A 4309-nucleotide genomic window follows, 5' to 3' on the forward strand; every position below is an offset into this window, starting at 1 on the left:
ACACCATGCCGACTTCGCGGCGGATGACTTCGATGTTCTTCACATCATTGGTCAACTCCGTGCCATCGACGATAATGCTGCCCTTTTGATGCTCTTCCAACCGGTTGATGCAGCGGATCAGGGTCGATTTCCCCGAACCCGACGGGCCGCAGATCACAATCCGCTCGCCCGTGCGGACGGAGAGATCGACGTTCCGCAGCACGTGAAAATCACCGTACCATTTATTCACTTGGGTAAGACTGATGATACTGCGCGCCGAGGTAAGGTCGCGCGCGTGAACGCGGGCAGTGGTCATGGGCCGATTTTCCCTTTGGGTTGGCAGAATAAACTAGGCGGCGCGAACGGTTTCGATAAAGCCCTCGACCTGACCGCGCAGGGCGGTGGCTTCCCGTGATAGGGCGACGGCGGCGGTAAGAACGTGATTGGCCGAGTGATCGGTTTGGCGAGCATCTTGCGACACACCCTCGATACGGCCCGCAACATCGCGGATTGTGCTTGAGGCGCTTTGGATATTCCGAGCGATTTCCTGCGTTGCCATGCCCTGCTGCTCCATAGCCGAGGCGATGGTTGCGACGACACCGTTAACGCCGTCGATCGTGTCGCGGATCGTATCAACGGCCTGGGTGGCCTCGTCGGTCGCGGTGCGAAGAGCATTGATCTGTTCAGAGATTTCCGTGGTGGCTTTGCCGGTTTGCATAGCGAGTTGCTTCACCTCATGGGCGACCACGGCAAACCCGCGCCCGGCTTCCCCCGCCCGGCTTGCCTCGATGGTGGCATTAAGGGCGAGCAGATTGGTTTGCGCGGCGATGCCGGAAATAATGCTGACGACGGTGCCAATCCGGTCAGCGCTTTCTGTCAACGCCATCATCAGTTGCGTCGTGTGATGGGCTTCCCCCGCCGCCATGCGCGCGACATCGGTCGAGCGGACAAGCTGCCGGCCAATTTCGGCAATCGACGCCGTAAGCTCTTCCGCGGCCGAGGCCACGTTCTGCACGTCTGCCGATGCCTGCCCCACTTGGCTTGAGACCATATCCGCCTCAGCGCTGGTGTGATCGGCCATCGCCATCAAGGATTGCGCGGTGGTGTGCATTTGCGTTGCGGAGGCGGAAACCGTGCTGACGATCTGGTTGACGCTGGTATCGAACTGCTGAGCCAGCGCGTTCAGGGTTGCCCTCCGGTCGGCTTCCGCCCGGCCCTTATCTGCTTCACGCTCGGCCTGCATCCGCTGCCGTTCCTGAGCCCCCAGACGCAAGGTTTCAATCCCGCGTCCCATCATGCCAATTTCGTCGCCACCTTCGGTCGGCACCGGCTGATCGAGTTCGCCCGAGGCGATTTCGCGAATGCAGCGGTCCAAGGTCAGCAAGCGCCGAACCAGGGTTTGCCCGACGTAAATCCAAACAATCGCCAGCGACAAGAGAATGCTCACGATGGCAACGATGATCAGCCCCACCGTGCGCCCGGAAATCGCCGCCTGCACCGAGGCTAACGCGCCTTGCATCACCTGCCGCCGGTCAGCCACCAGCGTTTCTGCCGCCGCCGTAAGCCCGCCAGAAACAGCGCGGTTTTCGGTTAACAGCCTTAGAACCTCGGCCTCGGCGGTCAGTTCTTGCGCGCGGAGCACAGCAATGCTGGTCGGCCCGGTGCTGATCGCCGTAAGCCGCGCCAGCAGCGGGCCAAGCTCGGCTTGTGGCGGCAACGTATCGATGATCACACCCAAGCGCTCGATACCCTTGGCGATGCCGGGGGTGAGCTTTTCCAACTGCGCCGGGGTTACCGCGCCCGCCGCTTCCAGCAGAGCTTGCGCGAGCTGTAAGCCTTGCCGCTCGGCATCGGTGACCGGGCGCGCGAGTTGCGCGGCAGCCACCAGTTTGCGTGATGCGCGGCGGATGATCTCGAAGTTCACCACCCCCATGGCGATTTCCTCGCGGGCCTCTTCTTCGCTCTCGCGGGCTTGGGTGCTCCAGGTTCCCAAGATTGTGCCGAGCCCGGCGAGGGCTGCTGTCATATCGGCGGCTTTGGCTTCGCGTTGCTGTTGTGCCGCGAGGCGCTGTTGGGTCGCCGTTACCAGCGCGTCGAGGTTGGCGGTGAGCGTTGCCGCCGCTGCCGTCAGCGGAACCAAGCGCGCATCCCCCGGCAGGCTTGCGGCGAGCCTATCGAGCGAGGCCTGGAACGCCGTCATGCCCACGTTCAGCACCCGCTGCGCCGCCTCCCGCTCCGCCCCTGCCGGGGCCGAGGCGAGCAACGGGGCCGCCGCAATCACCCGCTCACCCGTGCGGGCGGCGTCGAGCGCGCCGGTGAGCGTGGGAACATCGTCTTGAATAACGCCGTCCATCACCCGGCCGACTTGATCGAGCGAGAAAAGCCCAACCCCCACCGCCACCAGCGTGCCCAGGCAAACGCTGAAAAACGCCAAGAAGAGCCGCGATTTCAGCCCTAGGCGGCTCCGTGCGGCCTGCTGTCGTGGGGGGACGTGCGTCATGGCGGTCTCCTCGGGGGTTAGGGTTAACGGTAAATTTCGGTCTGCGGGGGTTCATCCCCGCGCATGAGGCCGCGATACATGCCTTCGGTGCTGAACGGCATGTGGGCGTTGCCATGACGGTCAAGTGCAATTAGCCCGCCGTGGCCCCCGTAGGTTTTGAGCTTGGCAATCGCCGCCTCCGCCGCGTCGGCCAGCGCGTGCCCGCCATAGGCTATGAGCGTGGCCACATCGTAGGCGGTCACGGCGCGTAGGAAGGCTTCGCCGGTCCCGGTGGTCGAAATCGCCGCGGTACTATTGTCGGCAAAACAGCCCGCCCCGATCACCGGCGTGTCGCCAACGCGCCCTGGGCGTTTATTGACCATCCCGCCGGTCGAAGTTGCAGCGGCCAAATTGCCCGCCTCATCCAGCGCCACCGCGCCGACCGTGCCGAGTTTGCGGTCGGCCTCAAGCGGCTCCAGCGCTTTCGGGGTCCGTGGCAGCGCGTCATGATCGAGTGCCATGCCGGAAAGCCGCGCTTGGGTGCGCTGAAGTTGTTCGACGCGCGCGGGCGTGGTGAAATAGCCTGGATCGACCGGAACCAGCCCTTCGGCCTCCAAAAACAACTCCGCCCCCGCGCCGATCAGCAACACGCAGCCGGATTTTTCCATCACGAGGCGCGCGCCCTGCACAGGGTTGCGAACCCGCAGCACGCCGGCAATCGCCCCCGCCGAACGGTCGCGCCCGTCCATGATCGCAGCATCAAGCTCGTGCGTGCCAGCGGACGTTAAGACAGCCCCGTGCCCAGCGTTGAACAGCGGGCAGTCTTCCAGCAGCGTTACCGCTAGCGTAACCGCTTCCACCGCAGAAGCCCCCGCCCGCAAAGCGCTATTGCTCTGCACAAGCACATCGCGCAAGGCTGCGTGATAGTCTTGCTCGGCTTCGGCGCTTAAAACCCGGCGATCAATCGTCCCCGCTCCGCCGTGAATTGCGATTACCGGACTCGTCATAGTCTTATCCTTGAAAGAGGGAGTGTCGAAAGACGGGGCGTCAGCGCTGCCGACCGGACCCTTGCCGCTCCAACCACTGGCTGTATCGCGACAGCGTGAGCCCCGCCGCTAGGTAAATCGCCGAGATGAAGACATAGCCTTCGATGAAGAAAATCCGCCATTGGGCATCGGCCAGCGCCAGTTTCAGCCCGCCCGTGAGGTCATAGAGGCTGATGATCGTGACCAGCGACGTATCTTTGAGAATGCCGATAAAGGTATTCGCCGTCGGCGGCACGACGAGGCGCAGGGCTTGCGGCAGAACAACGAACCCCATTGCTTTCCAGTGACTCAAGCCGAGGGCGGTTGCCGCCTCATACTGGCCTTTGGAAATCGCTTGCAGCCCACCGCGCACCACTTCTGCCAGATAGGCCGAGGCAAAAATAGCGATTACCAGCAGCACCCGCATCACAAGGTCGATCTCAAGACCAGGCGGCAGCACCAGCGGCAAGATGAAGGCGGCGGCGAACAGCAGCGTGATCAACGGCACGCCGCGAATGCACTCGATATAACCAACGCACAGCAGCTTCACCAACGGCAGTTGCGAGCGCCGCCCGAGCGCCAGCAGCACGCCCAAGGGATAGGCCAGCACCAACCCGCCGACGGTTAACATCAAGGTCAGTGGAATCCCGCCCCATTGCGTCGTCGGCACGCGCGTTAGGCCAAATAGGCTGCCGTGCATAAGCCCCAAGAACACCCCGAGCGCACCGAGCGCCAGCGGGACCAGCTTCCACCCCCATAACCGGGGCCAGCAGCATCCGGCCACCGCCGTGCCGAGAACGAGCGTTGCCAACAAAGGCCGCCACTG

The 4309-nt window shown here is 63.5% G+C and carries 4 protein-coding genes; all 4 read right to left on the reverse strand.

The features are described from left to right. Positions 1 to 295 (reverse strand): ATP-binding cassette domain-containing protein (locus ACIQ36_RS18875; RefSeq protein ID WP_395832234.1); only part of this gene is annotated, 295 nt, incomplete at its 3' end. 33 nt (positions 296 to 328) lie between these two features. Then, on the reverse strand, positions 329 to 2479 hold the full coding sequence (locus tag ACIQ36_RS18880; RefSeq protein ID WP_395832236.1) for a methyl-accepting chemotaxis protein: 2151 nt from the start codon (positions 2477 to 2479) through the stop codon (positions 329 to 331). 23 nt (positions 2480 to 2502) lie between these two features. Continuing rightward, the gene (locus ACIQ36_RS18885; protein WP_395832238.1) at positions 2503 to 3465 is read right to left on the reverse strand and encodes an isoaspartyl peptidase/L-asparaginase family protein; all 963 of its coding nucleotides are present in this window, start codon (positions 3463 to 3465) and stop codon (positions 2503 to 2505) included. Positions 3466 to 3505: 40 nt separating this feature from the next. Further along, the coding region (locus ACIQ36_RS18890; RefSeq protein WP_395832240.1) for an amino acid ABC transporter permease at positions 3506 to 4309 on the reverse strand (804 nt) is incomplete at its 5' end.

The organism is Elstera sp. (assembly GCF_044372965.1).
Lineage (GTDB): Bacteria > Pseudomonadota > Alphaproteobacteria > Elsterales > Elsteraceae > Elstera.

Coding starts and splice junctions, on each gene's coding strand:
- ACIQ36_RS18880 (WP_395832236.1), bottom strand. CDS start 2,479: ATGACGCACGTCCCCCCACGACAGCAGGCCGCACGGAGCCGCCTAGGG.
- ACIQ36_RS18885 (WP_395832238.1), bottom strand. CDS start 3,465: ATGACGAGTCCGGTAATCGCAATTCACGGCGGAGCGGGGACGATTGAT.